Source organism: Psychroserpens sp. SPM9, from assembly GCF_025153525.1.
Classification (GTDB): domain Bacteria; phylum Bacteroidota; class Bacteroidia; order Flavobacteriales; family Flavobacteriaceae; genus Psychroserpens.
The window spans coordinates 640,496-658,366 of record NZ_JANZNR010000001.1 but is presented as its reverse complement, the minus strand read 5'-3'; the positions used below and the strand labels follow the sequence as shown (position 1 = coordinate 658,366).

The following is a 17,871-nucleotide window of genomic DNA, read 5'->3' as shown; positions in this document are numbered from 1 at the left end:
TCCTGTTTCAAATGAAAAACACAAAACGAATCTTATTATTAATTGCACTGCTACTGGTTTTTAAGTTGGTGTTTTTCTAATGAAATTCAAATAGTGCATTTCATCAGGTTTCATTGCATAGTTTTCCACGCTTTTTTGTGCCTACATCCTGATAAATTTATCAAAATTCATTAATTTCGCGACTCGATTAGAACTAGGATATCATGAGCGTTAAAACTTTGGTTTAACGATACTTGCATTTCGCATTATATCTAAGATTAAAGTTTACATCTGTCCATAATAACAAAATAAAAATTATCAGATGAAATTTCCTGAATATAAAGGACTTGACTTACCAAAAGTTGCAGAAGACATTCTTAACTACTGGCAAGAAAACAACATCTTTGAAAAAAGTATTTCCACGCGAGAAGGTAATGAGCCCTTTGTGTTTTTTGAAGGACCTCCTTCAGCAAATGGATTACCTGGTGTACATCACGTTTTAGCGCGTGCTATTAAAGATATTTTTCCGCGATATAAAACGATGAAAGGCTTCCAGGTGAAGCGTAAAGCAGGTTGGGATACGCATGGTTTGCCTATTGAATTAGGTGTCGAAAAAGAATTAGGAATCACCAAAGAGGATATCGGAAAAACCATTTCTGTCGAAGATTATAACGCTGCTTGTCGCAAAGCGGTCATGCGTTATACAGATGTTTGGAATGATCTCACACAAAAAATGGGCTACTGGGTCAATATGGATGATCCTTACATCACCTACGATCCAAAATACATGGAAAGTGTTTGGTGGTTGCTTAAACAAATTTACAATAAAAGCTTACTATATAAAGGATATACTATCCAGCCTTATTCTCCTAAAGCAGGAACAGGCTTAAGTTCTCATGAGCTCAATCAACCAGGGACTTATCAGGATGTAACCGATACCACAGTCGTTGCCCAGTTTAAAGCAAACGAAAATTCATTGCCCGACTTTTTACAAAATGAAGGCACTATTTTCTTCTTAGCTTGGACGACAACGCCTTGGACACTTCCTAGTAATACGGCATTAACCGTTGGGCCAAAGATTGATTATGTGTTGGTAGAAACCTATAACCAATACACGTTTCAGCCTATGAATGTGATTCTGGCTAAGAAATTAGTGAACTACCAATTCTCCGGAAAGTTTCATTTGGTGGAAGATAAATCTGAATTATTAGCCTATAATTCGGGAGATAAAAAGATTCCTTACTATGTAGTTAAAGAGTTTAAAGGTGCCGATTTAGTCGGAATTACCTACGAACAATTATTACCTTATGCCTTACCTAACGACAATCCGCAAGATGCTTTTAGAGTCATTTCGGGAGATTTCGTCACCACTGAAGATGGAACAGGTATTGTTCATACTGCACCTACTTTTGGAGCCGATGATGCGTTGGTAGCCAAACAAGCCACGCCCGAAGTGCCACCTATGTTGGTCAAAGATGAAAACGGCAACTTAGTCCCTTTGGTAGACCTTCAAGGTCGCTTTAGACCAGAATTGGGAGAATTTGCTGGGAAGTATGTGAAAAATGAATACTATGCAGATGGTGAAGCACCAGAACGTTCGGTTGATGTAGAACTTGCGATCAAGTTAAAAGAAGAAAACAAAGCCTTTAAGGTTGAAAAATACAAACACAGTTATCCAAATTGCTGGCGAACCGATAAGCCAATTTTATACTATCCGTTAGATTCGTGGTTTATTAAAGTAACCGATGTAAAAGAACGAATGGTAGCTTTAAATAATACCATTAACTGGAAGCCTGAATCTACAGGAACAGGTCGCTTCGGAAACTGGCTCGCCAATGCTAACGACTGGAATTTATCGCGTTCTCGATACTGGGGAATCCCATTGCCTATCTGGAGAACCGAAGATGGTAAAGAAGAAATTTGTATCGGTTCGGTTGAAGAACTAAAACAAGAAATGGCAAAAGCCGTTAAAGCTGGTATGCTTTCAAAAGATATATTTGAAGATTTTGAAGTAGGAAACAATTCCGAAGAAAACTATGCTAAAATCGATTTGCATAAAAATATCGTTGATGAAATTGTTTTAGTTTCTCAAAGCGGTCAGCCAATGAAACGTGAAAGCGATTTAATTGATGTTTGGTTCGATTCGGGCTCTATGCCGTATGCGCAATGGCATTATCCATTTGAAAATAAAGATTTAATTGACGATCACAAGTCATTTCCTGCCGACTTTATTGCTGAAGGTGTCGATCAAACCCGTGGCTGGTTTTATACATTGCACGCTATTGGTACGATGGTGTTCGATTCTGTAGCTTATAAAAACGTCGTGTCTAATGGTTTGGTTTTGGATAAGAACGGACAAAAAATGTCGAAACGTTTGGGGAATGCAACCGATCCTTTTGAAACGCTTGCAACCTATGGTGCCGATGCCACACGCTGGTATATGATTATGAATGCGAATCCTTGGGATAACCTAAAATTTGATTTAGACGGTATTGAAGAGGTGAAACGTAAATTCTTCGGAACACTTTACAACACCTATTCTTTCTTTACATTATATACCAATTTAGATAAATTTACTTATGCTGAAGCTGATATTCCATTAGCCGAACGCCCAGAAATTGACCGTTGGATTTTATCAGAATTGCACACACTTATTCAAAAAGTTGATGCGTATTATGCCGAATATGAACCAACAAAAGCCGCCAGGGCGATTTCAGATTTCACACAAGATTATCTGAGTAACTGGTATGTGCGTTTAAGCAGAAGGCGTTTCTGGAAAGGCGATTATCAAACCGATAAAATTTCAGCCTATCAGACTTTATATACCTGTATGGAAACCATCGCAAAGTTAGGCGCTCCAATTGCACCTTTCTTTATGGAACGCTTATATATGGATTTAAATTCAGTAAGTCAAAAAGAAGGGTTTGAAAGTGTACATCTGGCAGATTTCCCAACCTTTGATGCTCGTTATGTAGATAAGCGTTTGGAACGTAAAATGGAAAGTGCTCAAACCATTTCATCATTGGTCTTATCGTTAAGAGCTAAAGAAAAAATTAAAGTCCGCCAGCCTCTACAAAAAATCATGATTCCTATTGATTCAAAAGAACAAAAGGAAGAAATATTAGCCGTTTCAGATTTAATTAAATCAGAAGTCAATGTCAAAGTTGTTGAGGTTTTAGAAGATGCTTCCGATATTTTAGTCAAACAAATTAAGCCGAATTTTAAAGTCTTAGGACCACGTTTTGGACAGGATATGAAAGCTGTTGCTCAGGTGATTAACGGTTTTAAAGCTGAAGACATTAAAATAATCGAGCAAAATGGTAGTTTAGACGTTGAAGTTAATGGAAAAAACATTACTTTAGAACAATCAGATGTTGAGATAACTTCCAAGGATATTGAGGGATGGCTTGTCGCAAGTTCGGGTGCTTTAACAGTTGCCTTAGACGTGACATTAACAGATGATTTAAAGAAAGAAGGAATCGCAAGAGAATTGGTAAACCGAATTCAAAACTTGCGTAAAGATTCTGGTTTTGAATTAACAGATCGTATTGCGGTTCAATTTCAAAAAGATGTTCATATTGAAAATGCAATTGAAACAAATATTGACTATATTAAAACCGAAACTTTAACCGACGAATTAGAGATTTTAGAAACCTTAAATAATGGTATAGAAATTGCTTTTGATGATGTAAATACCAAATTATTTATTCAAAAATTATAGAACTATGGCAAGTGATAATACAGTAAGATATTCAGACAAAGATTTAAATGAATTTAAAATATTGATTCAAGAAAAAATCGACAAAGCACAACATGATTTAGAATTAATCAAAAGTGCATATATGAACGATCACAACAACGGAACAGACGATACCTCTCCTACGTTTAAAGCGTTTGACGAAGGCAGTGCTGTGATGAGTAAAGAATCTAATTCTCAGTTGGCAATCCGCCAGGAGAAGTTTATTCGTGACCTTAAAAATGCCTTGATTCGTATTGAAAATAAAACCTATGGTATTTGCCGTGTTACAGGTAAGCTCATTAACAAAAAACGTTTAGAGCTTGTGCCTCATGCCACATTAAGTATTGAAGCAAAAAACATGCAGAAATAAATAATTAACAGTACTTGACATTGTCTAAGTGACAATAAATACGATATCTAAAACGTCTCCAACGAGGCGTTTTTTTGTTCCCTAACTTTACAGTAATGTTTGCAATAATAATCCTATTTTTGTGAGGTCTAATACAAAATGATGTCCTTAAAAAAAGCTACGTTTCTAATACTTCTTATTTTACTCGTTGATCAAATAAGTAAATTTTACATCAAAACTCATTTTGCATTAAACGATAAAACCATTGTTTTTGATTGGTTTCATATAGCTTTTGTAGAAAATGAAGGCATGGCTTGGGGAACAAAACTCAGTGATTTTGTGTCTTTTATTTCCGATAGAACAGCAAAAGTATGTCTGACTGTCTTTAGAATTTTAGCTGTTTTTGGCATCGGTTATTGGCTCAATATCTCTATTAGAAATAAAAGCTCAAAAACATTAATATTTGCTATAGCTCTGATTCTCGCTGGTGCTTTAGGAAATATTATCGATTCTGTTTTCTACGGAATTATTTTCGATTCCAGTTCGGGGCAAGTTGCAACATTTTTACCAGAACAAGGCTATGATACTTTATTTCATGGTAAAGTTGTAGATATGTTACATTTCCCAATCTGGGAAGGCAATTTACCCAGTTGGGTCCCTTTTGTTGGCGGCAAAGCATTTAGCTTTTTTGATCCTGTATTTAATATTGCAGATATGGCCATAAGTACAGGTATTGGGATTCTAATCTTTTTCAATAAACGTGCATTTAAAAATGCTTAATTCTAAAATTATGAAAATTAAATACCTGCTTAGTTTGCTTCTTGCTTTTACGTTTTTAAATGTAACCGAGGCTCAAAATCTGTATGGTATTGATTTTACTAATTATGACAGTGAACGTTGCCAAAAGTTTAATCAGGCATTTTATAACCGACCTAAAGAAGTTAAGTTTGGAATTAAACGCGATAATGCCAATTTGTATTTTGAAACCAACGACAAAGACTGGTTTAATAGTCTTTTTGTAAATGCTTATGACGGGGTTGCCATCGATATTGTAGCTAAAGATCGTTATGCCTGTGATGTGAGTCAAATTGAACCTGTTCAAATTAAAGGGAAGCTATTACCACCAGTATTTTCTAAACGACTTAAAAGCGGATTAAAAAAATCAGGTAATACCCTTTATCGTGTGTTAGTTGGACGTATTCCTGCCAATTTGCTTAACAAAGAACTCGAATTTAATACCCTTTTCCTTAGTGATAGAACGCTCTGTCAATATTATGTAATTTATGATTTGGAAGCTTATCCTTGGGATTTGCTGGATATGGGGATGTATCTGGATTCGATAACTTATAATGCCAAAGAAATCAAAGCAAATTCAGAAGAAAGCTACGTCTTAAAAAATAAAACGCTGAAGTTTAAAATTCCTTTTGAGAAAAATAAATCGGAATATTCCCAAGACGATATCAAACCACTTTATGACTCCTTGCGTTTAACCGATTTTAATATCAAATCGATTCATATTAAAGCTTATTCTTCTGTTGAAGGAAGTTTAGAACGCAACATCAAGCTTCAAGAGCAAAGAGCGTCAAGTATTGTTACGGCAATACAAGCGTTTCAAAAACCTTCTATTACAAACGTTATCTCATCGTCTGAGAATTGGGTCGAATTTTTAAATGCTATTGAAAACACAAAACACGAAGATTTAAAACACTTAAGTAAAGCGCAAATTAAGGCAAAACTTGTGGGTGCTTTAGCTACGGAAATGGAACCGATTCTCAAACAGCACAGAAAAGCATTAGTCACTTTAGAACTCGAAAAGAAAGACGTTTATAAAGATTTAAGTGCTACTGAACTTTTAAATAAATTTAATGCATCTATAGTTTCTGATGAATTAGATGAAGCTCAAAAGATTCAAAATTCGTTGTTTGAAAAGCTTAAAAACAAAGAGGTTTCTCCAGATTTGCTTAACAAAATGGAAGTCCCTAATCAGCTTAAATATGTAGCTTTTTTAAATAAAACTTCGGCCTATAAATACCTGCTTGAAGCACCTAAAATATTAATTGTTTACAACGAACTGCTTGAGCTAGAAAAATTAGCGCCAAAAGATAAGCGTGTCAAGTATAACATCGTAGTTACTAAATTAAAATTATGGCGATACAAAGCACTAGATGTCGATAAAAATAAACTCAAAGCCGAATTAAAAGCTTTGAAAAACTATGGGATTAATGATCAGTTAATAGCACGATTACTGGTAAATTACCATATCATTATTGCCGAAGATTTAATGCGTCAACGTGATTATGACAACAAGGATAAAGCGGTGACGTTTATTGAAGCTAATTACAAAAAATTTGAACTCTCAGATTATGACTATTTGAGCCTCGCTCAGTTTTTTAGTTATTATGCCAATACAGAATTGTCTGTGGCGCTTTTAAAGGATAAAGCAAAGCGAATTGATATAGATGAGAATCTATTGTTTTATTATTTAAATCTCACCATTATCAATCCCGAATTAACGAAAACTTCAGATTATAGAACGATTATGCTCAACGCTCTAAATATGAATAAGTCACGTTATTGTAAGCTTTTTAATCCTTTTGGAGAAGGCGGTGTGACCTTTCAGTTGTTAGAAGATGATTATTTGAGAAGTACTTATTGTGAAAATTGTACCGATTAATTTGTAAACGTATACACTTGTTGTGGTGTAATGCAATAGTCTAAACGGATATCGCCTTCAAATACATCAGAAATCTGGTCGACACTTTCAAAAAATGAGAGTCCGATTTTAATCGTTTCAGGTTGACATTCCGATAAAAATGTATCATAAAATCCTTTTCCGTAGCCCACACGATGTCCCGATTCATCAAAGGCTAATAAGGGAATAAAGACCACGTCAATCTGACTGGAAGCGATAGGAATACCGTTAACTGGTTCAGGAATTAGCCATTTGTTTTTTTTGATTTTTGTACTATCCGTAAGAAGGACATGAGACATTTTAAGTGTTGAAAAATCACTTTTAGAGATAACGATGTGTTTGTCTTTTCCAGAAAGGATATTCAAAATATAATCGGTATTAACTTCTTTGTGTTCGGTGATTGATAAAAAAACATGGTAAAATTCATGTTTCCAAATGGGTAAGGTAAGCAACTGGTTGGCAATGTCTAAACTAAGGGATTCTATTTGCGTTTCAGAAAGTGTTTTCCGAAGTGATTTATAGACCTTCCGTAATTCTGATTTAGTCATTTTTTAAGGCAGTTGAAATATGAAAAATGGCATCACCTTGATAGATAATCGGTGATTCATTAATATTAAAAATATAGCCGTCATTTGGTGCTTTAACAAAGTGGTTAAAACTACCATAAGGATCTGTAATATTCCCAATTACATCGCCTTTTGAAACTTTGGTATTGATGCTTATAGTGGATTTAAACATGCCAGAATAGCTAGCGCGAATCCATTTACTTTCAGAAATAAACACACATGATTTTTTAGGCTGAGACACTTTAAATTTACGATTAAGCATGCCCAATTGATGCAATATACGCTTCGCACCATTCACGCCTGTATTGGTGATAGACGAATCGATATGAAAAGATTTTCCGCCTTCAAAAAGTAGTACAGGAATACCTAGTTTATAGCAAGTATTTCTAAAGGATTTATTGAGGTTTTTTGAATACAATACGAAAGGAGCTCCAAAGGTTTTTGCGAGTTCTTTCAAGTTTTTTTCACCTTTAATAATTCTTATCTGCGCCGCATTAAAACGATCGGCTCCTCCAGTATGAAAATCCATAACCAAATCGGCATGTGGTAATATTTCAGTCACCAGTTTAAAAGCCACTCTACTCGCTAACGATCCGCCTTTTATACCTGGAAACACACGATTTAAATCACGACCATCAGGAAATTCACGATTCAAATTTATAAACCCAAAAACATTAATTACTGGGACACAAATAATAGTTCCTTTTTTAGGTTTGTTAATACCTTTAGCAATAATTTGTCGTACAATTTCAACACCATTAATTTCATCACCATGAATGCCGGCAGTTATTAAAATTGTTGGTCCAGGTTTTTTAGAGCGTTCAATGATAACAGGTACATCAATACTGTTTTGCGTGTGTAACTTAGCCACGTTAAAACTTACAGTTGCACTTTTGCCTAAAGGGACTTTTTCTCCTAAGATTTCTAAAACCTCTTTTTCACTCATTTAATTGCGGTTTCGTTCTATAAACGTAATAATTGCTCTTGCGATATTCTTTCCGGTAGCCCCTTCAATCCCTTCTAATCCTGGGGTTGAATTTACCTCTAAAAGTAAAGGACCTCTTGCCGATTGTAGCATATCAACACCACAAACAGGAAGTTTTAAAGCTCTTGAAGCGTTCATCGCTAATTTGAGTTCGTCGCTATCCAGTTTGATAATATTTGCACTTCCACCACGATGAAGATTAGATCGAAATTCTCCTTCTTTACCCTGGCGTTTCATAGCACCTACTACTTGTCCGTCAACAACCAAAGCCCTAATATCTGCGCCTTTAGCTTCTTTGATAAATTCTTGTACAATGACTCGTGCTTGTAAGCCGTTAAAAGCTTCAAGAACCGATTCTGCAGCATTTTTAGTTTCAGCTAAAACAACGCCCAGACCTTGAGTACCTTCTAAGAGTTTTATGATCACGGGTGTTCCGCCTACATGCTCGATGACTTCCTCTACATCACGAGAATAATTGGTAAATACGGTTTTAGGCATTCCTATTCCTGCTTTACTTAGTCGCTGTAAACTGCGCAGTTTGTCTCTTGAGCGTTGAATAGCATCAGAAGTCACTATAGTAAACACACCCATCATTTCAAACTGTCTAACAACAGCACAACCATAAAAGGTCACCGAAGCGCCAATTCTTGGTATGATAGCATCTACATAGTTTAAATAACGATCTTTATAATAAATGGTTGGCTTTTCTTTCTCAATAATTATATCACATTTAAGCGGATCGATAACTTCCATTTCATGACCTCTAGCTTCACCTTCTTTGATGAGGCGCTGGGTAGAATATAAATGTGGGTTTCTTGATAAAATAACTATATTCATTAACTATGCTTTTGTGCTGTTAAACGAAACATTTTCCAGATTGACATCCACTAAAAACTTTTTACTTAAAAACTGGCGACCAATTAACACAGGAAATTTCATATCGTCTCGAGTGCTTAAAGTTAAGTTAATCTTATAAGTTTTACCAAAGAATATGACTTCAGATTTAATTTTATAGCGGTTTTCTTTGAATCCGTTACTGCTTTTAACATCTGTAAATGTATAGTTTTCAAAGACAATAGGTTCACTTTTAAAGTTTGGATGCTCTTTACTTTCAAAAACACATATCAAGGTGTTGTCTTGTTCAATTATTTTCGAACAGTGGATGGCAGAGGTGTAAGCACCTGTGTCTATTTTTACGCTTATTGCGTTTAAATTAAGTTTAGGAAAGTCGACTTTGTCAACACGTCCTATCGTTTTTTTGCTCATGTACTTGGTTTAAAAAGTGGCGCAAGGTACGCATTAAGATGATTTAAAAAACAACTTTTTTTCATCTATTTTTTAGGCGATAAAGTAAGGCTTTTAAATACTAAATAGTAACTTTGGAACAATGGAAAAACCTACATTAGATATTCAAATCAAAACCTTGCCTCACCAACCTGGTGTGTACCAATATTTTGATGCAGATGAAAAGTTGATTTATGTAGGTAAGGCAAAGGATATCAAAAAAAGGGTAAGCTCTTACTTCACTAAAACGCATGACAATGGAAAAACCAGAGTTTTAGTAAAAAAGATAGCAAGCATAAAACACATTGTTGTTGACACCGAAAACGATGCGTTGTTGCTAGAAAACAACCTTATAAAACGGTATAAGCCTCGTTATAATGTGCTGCTTAAAGATGATAAATCCTATCCGTGGATTTGTCTTAAAAATGAACGATTTCCTAGAGTGTTTTCAACCAGACGTGTCTTTAAAGATGGCTCCGAATATTTTGGGCCTTACACCAGCATGAAAACGGTTCATACCTTACTCGATTTAATAAAAGGCTTGTATGCATTGCGGACTTGCAATTTTAATCTTTCTGAAGCTAATATTGAAGCAGGGAAATATAAAGTTTGTTTAGAGTATCATTTAGGAAATTGTAAAGGACCTTGCGAAGGCTTGCAAACCGAAGAAGATTATTCAAAGCATATTGTTGCCATTAGAGCGTTATTAAAAGGAAATTTTAAAGATTCTTTATCTCAGTTTAAAAGCCAAATGAAGCAATTGGCGCAAGAGATGCAATTTGAAGCAGCCCAACGTATCAAAGAAAAGATTGAGATTTTAGAAAATTACCAAGCCAAATCAACGATTGTAAATCCTAAGATTAGTAATGTAGATGTGTTTAGCATCATGAGTGACGAAAGCTATGCCTATATTAACTTTTTACAATTGTCTTACGGAAGCATTATTAGATCCCATACCTTAGAAATCAAAAAGAAATTAGACGAGTCAGATAAAGAGCTGTTAGAATTGTCAATAACTGAAATTAGACAACGCTTTAATTCTAATTCAAAAGAAATTTACGTGCCATTTAAAGTTGACTTAGGAGCAGCTGTAAAAGTAACCATACCAAAACTTGGTGATAAAAAGCACATCTTAGATTTATCGCTTCGGAATGCAAAATACTATCGTATGGAACGTTTCAAACAAGTAAAAATAATCGATCCTGATCGTCATGCCAATCGGATTATGGCACAAATGAAGTCTGATTTGCGTCTATCTGAAGAGCCCAGACATATTGAATGTTTTGATAATTCTAATATTCAGGGAACCAATCCTGTTGCGGCATGCGTGGTTTTTAAAAATGGAAAACCAAGCAAAAAAGATTACCGCCATTTTAATATTAAAACGGTTGAAGGTCCTGATGATTTTGCTTCTATGGAAGAAGTAGTTTATCGACGTTACAAACGGCTTTTAGATGAAGATCAACCATTGCCGCAACTTATTATTATAGACGGCGGAAAAGGGCAACTCTCTTCTGCATTAAAGAGTTTGGATGCTTTAAATCTTCGGAATAAAATTGCTATCATCGGAATTGCAAAGCGTTTGGAAGAGTTATTTTACCCAGATGATCCAATTCCGTTATATTTAGACAAGAAAAGCGAAACACTTAAAGTGATTCAGCATCTGCGAAATGAGGCCCATCGTTTTGGGATTGAACATCACAGAAACAGAAGAAGTAAAAGTGCTTTAACCACAGAGCTTGAAACCATTCCAGGCATTGGAGAGCAAACGGTTGTTGCTTTAATGAAAGCGTTTAAATCGGTGAAGCGTATTTCCGAAGCAAAAAAAGAAGATTTAGAAAAAGTGGTTGGTGTAGCCCGAGCACAAAAAATAATAGAGTATTACAATAAAAAGTGAAGTATAAAATCTGTATCATAGTAATTATCTTATCTGCGTTTTCAATGCGGGCGCAAACAGAACAGCCTACCCAACAACCAAAAATTGGCTTGGTATTAAGCGGAGGAGGAGCTAAAGGCTTTGCACATATTGGCGCGCTTAAAGTAATAGACAGTCTTGGTATAAAAATCGATTATGTTGCAGGGACAAGTATGGGCGCTATCATAGGGTCATTATATGCTTCGGGATATTCAGGGAAGCAATTAGATTCTATTTTTAGTAGTTTAGATTTTGATAAGGTGATAAGCGATGATTTACCGCGTTCGGCTAAAACATTCTACGAACGTGATATTTCCGAAAAGTATGCTGTCTCCTTGCCATTTAACAATTTTAAACTCAAATTACCTTCGGCATTATCAAGAGGGCAAAACGTTTTTAACCTATTATCTAAACTTACTTTACATGTAAGTCAGATTGAAGATTTTGAGCAATTACCCATTCCGTTTTTTTGTATTGCTACCAATGTCGAAACAGGCAAAGCGGTTGTGCTGGATTCTGGGAATCTTCCGCTTGCTATAACGGCTAGTGGCGCATTTCCTTCGTTGTTTCAACCCGTAAACATTGACGATCAATTGCTAATTGATGGAGGCGTTGTTAATAATTATCCTTTAGATGAATTAAAAGCAAAGGGAATGGACATCATTATTGGTGTCGATGTTCAAGATGGTTTGGCTACTCGTGAAGAGATGGTTTCTGCACCAGATGTACTCTTGCAAATCAATAACTTTAGAACGATTAATGATATGAAATTGAAGTCTAAAAAGACAGATATATATATCAAACCAGATATTAAAGATTTTACTGTAGTGTCATTTAGTGAAGGAAGACAGATTATTGAAAATGGAAAAAAAGCGGCTTTAGAACAATTAGCACAATTAAGCCAACTCTCAAAATCATCTCCTGATTTTAATAGACCTGAACTCGATTTAACAAGTAAAGATAGCATCAGAATTAACGGGATTAGTGTGACCGGAAATGAGCGTTATACCAGGTCCTATATCTTAGGAAAATTAAAACTTAAGGGAGACGAAACTGTAAGTTATGCCGATTTTGACAAAGGCGTAAACAATTTGGTGGCTACCAATAATTTTGATGCGTTTCAGTATAATTTTGTCAAATCTAAAGATAAGGAAGGCTATGATTTTAGTGCTAAACTCAAAGAAAATACGGTTACCACATTTTTAAAATTAGGATTACACTATGATGACTTATATAAAAGTGCTGCGTTGGTGAATCTGACAAAAAAGCGCTTACTTTTTAATAACGATATGGCTTCATTAGACTTGATATTGGGTGATAATGTGCGTTATAATTTTGAGTATCTCATCGATAAAGGATTTTATTGGAGTGTCGGATTGCGTTCTCGTTATAATCAATTTGAAAAAAATATCAATGCCGAATTACTGTTAGATGAGACGCAAATGACGGTTAGCGGAATTAATAAATTAGAAGTCAAATTAAGAGATCAGACCAATCAGTTTTATTTGCAAACGCTCTTTAGAAAGGACTTTGCTTTTAGCATAGGAGCCGAACATAAACGATTAACAATAAAATCTGAAACGCTCACCATTGACGATGAAACCGATGAATTTTTATTCGAAAACACCGATTATTTTAGTGCTTTTGGTAGTTTAAAATTAGATACTTATGACGATAAATATTATCCGTCAAGCGGGTTTTATTTCAATGGCGATTTTCATGCTTATTTATTAGCATCACATTTTAATAAAGATTTTGAAGAGTTTTCTATTGCTAAAGCCGATATAGGCTATGCCTTTAGTGTTTCTGAACGAATAAGCTTTAACTTACAAACTAGTGGTGGTTTTAAGATTGGAGATAAATCAACTAATACTTTAGATTTTGCTCTTGGTGGTTATGGGAATAACTTAATTAACAATTTTACGCCTTTTTTAGGCTATGATTTTTTATCCTTAACAGGTAATAATTTTGTGAAAGCCTATATGAGTGCCGATTATGAATTGTTTCCTAAAAATCACTTAACGATAGAGGCTAATTGGGCAAATATTGGTGATGATATTTTCGAATCTGCTGAAGCTTTTACCTTGCCAGATTATAGAGGGTATGCATTAGGTTATGGTATTGAAACATTTTTAGGACCCATTCAGGCAAAATTTAGCTATTCGCCAGAACAGCGTAAAAGCATTTGGTATTTTAATATTGGATTTTGGTTTTAAAAGTCTGAATTTAATTGTTGATTGTTTCAAAAAAAACAGTGAAAGCAACCAATTGTTGAATTTCTCTGTTTATTAATTTATAATCATTGTAGTTGTCATAATCTAAATTTTCCCGATATTTGAAACATGTCAAATCTCATCTTCAAAGATTTATTAAGTCATCTCCATTTTCTTATCAAGAGAAATCCTGAATAAGTAAGCATTTTTTGTATCTTTAAAACACACTTATTTTATACGTATTAACCGTATAAGCGAATCAATTTTTAAACTTAAAAAAAGATGCCTTTTTATCATAAACTAGGAAAAATTCCACAAAAAAGACACACTCAATTTCGTAAAGACGATGGGAGTTTATATTATGAACAACTCTTCGGAACTATAGGTTTTGATGGGATGTCGACCAATAGTTATCACGAACAACGACCAACACAGGTCAAAGCTATTAAAAAACAATACAGCGTTGCACCAAAAATTGCTAAAGCAAATCATATTCAATCTTATCGATTACATGGATTTAAAGTAAAGCCAGAAGACGATTATTTAGAAAGTAGAAAAGCCATACTCACCAATAGCGATTGTACTATTATTTTAGCGGCTCCAAAGCAATCTACAACAGATTATTTTTATAAAAATGCTGATGCCGACGAACTTTTATTTATTCATAAGGGCTCAGGAAAACTAAGAACACATCTAGGGAATTTAGATTTTAAATATGGTGATTATCTCGTTATTCCTCGAGGAATTATCTACAAAATAGATTTTGATACCGAAGACAATAGACTTTTTATTGTCGAGTCTCGCCGACCAATATACACGCCTAAACGCTACAGAAATTGGTTCGGACAATTACTAGAACATTCTCCGTTTTGTGAACGTGATTTAAGACAACCCTATGAGTTGGAAACTCATAACGAATCCGGAGCGTTTTTAATGAAAATCAAAAAGCAAAACGATATCTTTGATATGGTTTACGCGTCTCATCCTTTTGATGTGGTTGGGTATGACGGCTTCAATTATCCTTATGCTTTTTCAATTCATGATTTTGAACCTATCACAGGACGCGTTCATCAACCGCCACCAGTACATCAAACATTTGAGACCGATGCATTTGTTGTGTGTAGTTTTGTGCCTCGATTATATGATTACCATCCAGACGCCATTCCTGCACCTTATAACCATAGCAACATAGATAGTGATGAGGTGCTATACTATGTTGATGGTGATTTTATGAGCAGAAATGATATCGATGCAGGTCATATTAGTCTGCATCCCGCAGGAATCCCGCATGGACCGCATCCAGGTGCAACAGAACGCAGCATTGGAAAAGTAAAAACCGATGAGTTGGCTGTAATGGTTGATACTTTTAAACCCTTACAAGTCACTGAAGAAGCGCTTAAAATAGCAGACGAAGATTATTTTAAATCTTGGTTAGAACATTAAATAAAACATATGTCATACAATAAATTACCTGCAGATCCTACTGCAATGATTTTAGGAATTATCGGATTAGTTATTGCTCTTGCAGGTTGTTGCTGCGGAATTTTTGCCGTTGTGCCATTAGTCTTGGGGATTATAGGCTTGGTTATGTGTAATAAAAGTTTGAGAGAATACCATTCTAATCCCGACGTGTATACTCCTCAAAGTAAAAGTAATGTGAGTACAGCTAAAGTGTTAAATCTTATCGCTTTAATTTTGGGAGCAGCAATGATTATTGGTTATATCGTTTACTTTGCATTTTATGGTGTTATGGCATCTCAAATGTTTAAGGATGTATATGAGATTCAGCGCAATGGAGATGATTACCACTATGAATGGGATAGTGATAGCCTGTATCATGATGAAGAAACTTATGAATATGGGAATGATACCATCAGTATAGATTCTATCAGAATCGATGATGGCGAAATTATAGAGGTAGAAACAGCGCCTCTAGACAGTATAAATTAATATTAAAAGAATTCCTTCGGAAGTGTCATTTCTAAGGAAGAACGTTAAAATAAAATAGGAAATATTATGGCAAAAGAAGTAAAAAGTGTCGATTACGGATTGGAAAAAATCTTTGAAGATGCTCAAGATTTTTTACCACTTTTAGGGACAGATTATGTAGAATTTTATGTCGGAAACGCTAAACAGTCGGCTCATTTCTATAAAACGGCATTCGGATTTCAATCCTACGCCTATAAAGGTCTAGAAACTGGATCTAAAGATTCAGTTAGTTATGTGCTTAAGCAAGATAAAATTAGATTGGTATTAACAACACCACTTAACAGTAGTTCTCCAATAAACGATCATATTGTAAAGCATGGTGATGGTGTAAAAGTTGTAGCACTTTGGGTTGATGATGCTAGAAAATCGTATGAAGAAACGACCAAAAGAGGAGCGAAGTCTTATATGGAACCTGTGGTGGAGACCGATGAATTTGGAGAAGTTGTAAGAGCTGGAATCTATACCTACGGAGAAACAGTACATATGTTTGTAGAACGTAAAAACTACAAAGGTGTGTTTATGCCCGGATTTCAAAAATGGGAATCAGATTATAACCCAGAACCTGTCGGATTAAAATATATAGACCATATGGTTGGTAATGTTGGTTGGGGACAAATGAATACATGGGTGAAGTGGTATGAAGATGTCATGGGGTTTGTGAACTTTCTATCCTTTGATGATAAACAAATTCACACCGAATATTCAGCACTTATGAGTAAGGTAATGAGTAATGGAAATGGTCGTATTAAGTTTCCTATAAACGAACCTGCAAAAGCGGCTAAAAAATCACAAATTGAAGAGTATCTGGATTTTTATGAAGATTCTGGCGTACAACATATCGCAGTAGCTACTGATGATATTATAAAAACAGTAGACCAACTCAAAGCACGTGGTGTTGAGTTTTTACCACCACCACCGCAAGCCTATTATGACGATATTCCAAGACGTTTAGGCGTTCATATGGATATGATGAAAGAAGATATAAAAGAACTTCAAAAATTGTCTATTCTTGTCGATGCAGACGAAGAAGGTTACCTGCTACAAATATTTACAAAGCCAGTAGAAGATAGACCTACCTTGTTTTTTGAGATCATTCAACGAATGGGCGCTCAAGGGTTTGGCGCTGGTAACTTTAAAGCGTTGTTTGAATCTATAGAACGAGAACAAGCCAAACGCGGCACATTGTAAGTCTTTAATTTCAAGCATTATAAACTCCATCTAATTTTGATGGAGTTTTTTTTGAATTCTAACAGAACTTAACAGCTTTATTCACCATGATTTCAATAAAATTTATATTTTTGGAATAGTAATTGTAATTCTCCTTATTGAACAATAAAATGAAACACTAAAAGTTTCATTTATAATAATTACAACAATGAAAAATTTACTACTTATAGTTGGTGTTCTATGTTGCATGCAAATCTCGTTGGCCCAAGAGAAAAGCGCGTATCAAGGAGGGGAATGGTTTAAATTTGAAATGAGTTACAGTAATTTCCTCAAAGCAGGAAATGCAACACTCGAGGTTAAAGAGTCTACCATAAACGGCCGACCTGTATACCACGTTGTTGGTAAAGGCTGGACAACAGGAGCTATTAAATGGTTTTTTAAGGTGAAAGACAGGTATGAAAGTTATATCGATAAGGAAACAGGAATGCCCTATAAATTCATTAGAAAAATCAATGAAGGCGGTCATACTAAAGATATTGAAATCGACTTTGATCACGAAAAACAACAGGCTTTTGTTGAAAATAAAAAATACAAAACAAAAAAGACCATTGCAACAGAAAAGGATGTTCAGGATATGGTCTCTGCCTTTTATTACCTTAGAAATAATTACGACACCAAAAAGATAAAAGTCGGTGAAATAGTCACACTCAATATGTTCTTTGACGAAGAAAACTATAACTTTAAACTAAAGTTTTTAGGGCGTGAAACCATAGATACCGAATTTGGCAAAGTCAAGACTCTAAAGTTTAGACCTTATGTTATGGCTGGACGTGTCTTTAAAGAACAAGAAAGTTTAACCCTTTGGGTAAGTGCAGACGATAATAAAATTCCACTAAAAATTAAAGCCGATTTAGCCGTTGGCTCATTACAAGCTAACTTAGAAGCCTTTAAAGGGCTTAAACACTCTTTTCAGATTCAATTTGATTAATACGC

14 protein-coding genes are annotated in these 17,871 nt (G+C 34.9%); 10 read left to right on the top strand and 4 right to left on the bottom strand.

What is annotated here, in order from left to right; genetic code table 11:
• The first annotated feature begins 301 nt into the window (after positions 1-301).
• The 4 genes from ileS to N4270_RS02870 all read left to right on the top strand — a co-directional run bounded on the left by ileS (position 302) and on the right by N4270_RS02870 (position 6,741).
• On the top strand, positions 302-3,700 hold the full coding sequence (gene ileS, locus N4270_RS02885; RefSeq protein WP_260095292.1) for an isoleucine--tRNA ligase: 3,399 nt from the start codon (positions 302-304) through the stop codon (positions 3,698-3,700).
• Between the two features lie 4 nt (positions 3,701-3,704).
• Positions 3,705-4,088 (top strand): TraR/DksA C4-type zinc finger protein, encoded by a 384-nt coding sequence (locus N4270_RS02880; RefSeq protein ID WP_260095291.1) that lies wholly within the window; start codon positions 3,705-3,707, stop codon positions 4,086-4,088.
• A gap of 141 nt (positions 4,089-4,229) precedes the next feature.
• Positions 4,230-4,847: a lipoprotein signal peptidase gene (locus tag N4270_RS02875; protein ID WP_260095559.1), complete on the top strand. Its 618-nt coding sequence runs from the start codon at positions 4,230-4,232 to the stop codon at positions 4,845-4,847.
• Positions 4,848-4,857: 10 nt separating this feature from the next.
• On the top strand, positions 4,858-6,741 hold the full coding sequence (locus N4270_RS02870) for a hypothetical protein (protein WP_260095290.1): 1,884 nt from the start codon (positions 4,858-4,860) through the stop codon (positions 6,739-6,741).
• Here the strand turns inward: N4270_RS02870 and N4270_RS02865 are convergent.
• The 4 genes from N4270_RS02865 to N4270_RS02850 are packed head-to-tail and all read right to left on the bottom strand — an operon-like array spanning position 6,738 to position 9,576.
• Entirely contained in the window at positions 6,738-7,307 is a 570-nt protein-coding gene (locus N4270_RS02865; RefSeq protein ID WP_260095289.1) for a 5-formyltetrahydrofolate cyclo-ligase, read from the bottom strand. The genes N4270_RS02870 and N4270_RS02865 overlap by 4 nt on opposite strands.
• Positions 7,300-8,271: a succinylglutamate desuccinylase/aspartoacylase family protein gene (locus tag N4270_RS02860; protein WP_260095288.1), complete on the bottom strand. Its 972-nt coding sequence runs from the start codon at positions 8,269-8,271 to the stop codon at positions 7,300-7,302. Before N4270_RS02860 ends, N4270_RS02865 begins: the two co-directional genes overlap by 8 nt.
• Positions 8,272-9,147, bottom strand: a complete 876-nt coding sequence (rimK, locus tag N4270_RS02855; protein WP_260095287.1) for a 30S ribosomal protein S6--L-glutamate ligase — start codon at positions 9,145-9,147, stop codon at positions 8,272-8,274.
• A gap of 3 nt (positions 9,148-9,150) precedes the next feature.
• Complete coding sequence (locus tag N4270_RS02850) at positions 9,151-9,576, bottom strand: RimK/LysX family protein (RefSeq protein ID WP_260095286.1); 426 nt, start codon at positions 9,574-9,576, stop codon at positions 9,151-9,153.
• A gap of 121 nt (positions 9,577-9,697) precedes the next feature.
• Here N4270_RS02850 and uvrC point away from each other — a divergent pair, with 121 nt between their 5' ends.
• From uvrC to N4270_RS02820, 6 genes are all read left to right on the top strand, one after another.
• Positions 9,698-11,491, top strand: a complete 1,794-nt coding sequence (gene uvrC / locus N4270_RS02845) for an excinuclease ABC subunit UvrC (RefSeq protein ID WP_260095285.1) — start codon at positions 9,698-9,700, stop codon at positions 11,489-11,491.
• Positions 11,492-11,535: 44 nt separating this feature from the next.
• Positions 11,536-13,725, top strand: a complete 2,190-nt coding sequence (locus N4270_RS02840; RefSeq protein WP_260095284.1) for a patatin-like phospholipase family protein — start codon at positions 11,536-11,538, stop codon at positions 13,723-13,725.
• A gap of 279 nt (positions 13,726-14,004) precedes the next feature.
• Positions 14,005-15,165: a homogentisate 1,2-dioxygenase gene (locus N4270_RS02835; RefSeq protein ID WP_260095283.1), complete on the top strand. Its 1,161-nt coding sequence runs from the start codon at positions 14,005-14,007 to the stop codon at positions 15,163-15,165.
• Between the two features lie 9 nt (positions 15,166-15,174).
• The gene (locus N4270_RS02830) at positions 15,175-15,672 is read left to right on the top strand and encodes a CCC motif membrane protein (protein ID WP_260095282.1); all 498 of its coding nucleotides are present in this window, start codon (positions 15,175-15,177) and stop codon (positions 15,670-15,672) included.
• Positions 15,673-15,738: 66 nt separating this feature from the next.
• The gene (gene hppD, locus N4270_RS02825) at positions 15,739-16,899 is read left to right on the top strand and encodes a 4-hydroxyphenylpyruvate dioxygenase (protein WP_260095281.1); all 1,161 of its coding nucleotides are present in this window, start codon (positions 15,739-15,741) and stop codon (positions 16,897-16,899) included.
• A 187-nt stretch (positions 16,900-17,086) separates the two neighbouring features.
• Positions 17,087-17,866 carry a DUF3108 domain-containing protein gene (locus N4270_RS02820; protein ID WP_260095280.1) on the top strand — a complete coding sequence of 260 codons (780 nt, stop codon included), beginning with the start codon at positions 17,087-17,089 and terminating at the stop codon, positions 17,864-17,866.
• Positions 17,867-17,871: the final 5 nt, after the last annotated feature.

Excerpts from the sequence above, each read along its gene's own strand:
- N4270_RS02820 (WP_260095280.1), top strand. The coding sequence starts at position 17,087 with ATGAAAAATTTACTACTTATAGTTGGTGTTCTATGTTGCATGCAAATC.
- N4270_RS02850 (WP_260095286.1), bottom strand. The coding sequence starts at position 9,576 with ATGAGCAAAAAAACGATAGGACGTGTTGACAAAGTCGACTTTCCTAAA.
- N4270_RS02840 (WP_260095284.1), top strand. The coding sequence starts at position 11,536 with ATGCGGGCGCAAACAGAACAGCCTACCCAACAACCAAAAATTGGCTTG.
- N4270_RS02875 (WP_260095559.1), top strand. The coding sequence starts at position 4,230 with ATGTCCTTAAAAAAAGCTACGTTTCTAATACTTCTTATTTTACTCGTT.
- N4270_RS02880 (WP_260095291.1), top strand. The coding sequence starts at position 3,705 with ATGGCAAGTGATAATACAGTAAGATATTCAGACAAAGATTTAAATGAA.
- rimK (WP_260095287.1), bottom strand. The coding sequence starts at position 9,147 with ATGAATATAGTTATTTTATCAAGAAACCCACATTTATATTCTACCCAG.
- N4270_RS02865 (WP_260095289.1), bottom strand. The coding sequence starts at position 7,307 with ATGACTAAATCAGAATTACGGAAGGTCTATAAATCACTTCGGAAAACA.
- N4270_RS02870 (WP_260095290.1), top strand. The coding sequence starts at position 4,858 with ATGAAAATTAAATACCTGCTTAGTTTGCTTCTTGCTTTTACGTTTTTA.
- hppD (WP_260095281.1), top strand. The coding sequence starts at position 15,739 with ATGGCAAAAGAAGTAAAAAGTGTCGATTACGGATTGGAAAAAATCTTT.
- ileS (WP_260095292.1), top strand. The coding sequence starts at position 302 with ATGAAATTTCCTGAATATAAAGGACTTGACTTACCAAAAGTTGCAGAA.
- N4270_RS02860 (WP_260095288.1), bottom strand. The coding sequence starts at position 8,271 with ATGAGTGAAAAAGAGGTTTTAGAAATCTTAGGAGAAAAAGTCCCTTTA.
- N4270_RS02835 (WP_260095283.1), top strand. The coding sequence starts at position 14,005 with ATGCCTTTTTATCATAAACTAGGAAAAATTCCACAAAAAAGACACACT.
- uvrC (WP_260095285.1), top strand. The coding sequence starts at position 9,698 with ATGGAAAAACCTACATTAGATATTCAAATCAAAACCTTGCCTCACCAA.
- N4270_RS02830 (WP_260095282.1), top strand. The coding sequence starts at position 15,175 with ATGTCATACAATAAATTACCTGCAGATCCTACTGCAATGATTTTAGGA.